Raw genomic sequence first — 720 nt, 5'->3', positions numbered from 1 at the left:
TAGTGTCTTTCCTTTCAGACAGTGACGCCGACAACGGCGCCCTGCTCGGATCCGATAATGCTGGTTGCCGCAAGTTCGGCGATTTCTTCAGCCGTGAACCCCGATTCGGCAAGAATCTCGGCGTTGTGCTGGCCGAGCAGCGGTGCACCCCTCGGCGCATCCGGAACGGTGCCGAGGAACCTCGCGGGAACCCGGGCTTGCCGCACGCGTCCGGCTACGGGGTGAGTCGATTCGACAATAATCTCGGCGGCCTTGACCTGCGGGTGTTCGATGACCTCGGCCCGTGTGAGGATCGGAGCGGCCGGCACGTCGAAGGTGTCGAGCACGGTCAACCAATCAGCTGAAGTCCTGGTCAGGAGTACTTCCTGGATCATCTCGAGGCGCTCGTTGATGTGCTTCGATCGGCCCACCGGGGTGGAGAACCGCTCGTCGTCGATCCACTCCGCGTGATCGAGGGCTCTGCACATGCTCTGCCATTCACCGTTGCTGTTGGTGGCGACGGTGATGTAGCCGTCCGCGGTCTGGTAGATCAAGTCGATGAAACTCCCGCCCTTCTCCAGCGGGACGGGCTGGTCCGGGAATGTGTAGGCGCCCATGTCCGATGCCCACAGGAACGAGAGCACCGCCTCGAGCATCGACAGGCGAATGTGCTGCCCCTCCCCGGTGCGTTCACGGGCGAACAACGCCGCCGAAAGGGCCTGCGCTGCGACAATTGCGCTG

Annotated in this window: 1 protein-coding gene; it reads right to left on the bottom strand. The window is 63.2% G+C overall.

Going from position 1 to position 720, the window contains the following annotated elements:
• Positions 1-14 precede the first annotated feature (14 nt).
• Positions 15-720, bottom strand: a 706-nt coding sequence (locus RJ1_RS45130) for a CoA transferase (protein ID WP_143169628.1), incomplete at its 5' end; no start/stop codon positions are given.

Source organism: Rhodococcus jostii NBRC 16295, assembly GCF_001894825.1.
In the GTDB taxonomy this organism is placed as follows: Bacteria; Actinomycetota; Actinomycetes; order Mycobacteriales; family Mycobacteriaceae; genus Rhodococcus_F; species Rhodococcus_F jostii.
The sequence above is the reverse complement of the archived record's forward strand: the minus strand, read 5'-3'. Positions and strand labels throughout refer to the sequence as shown.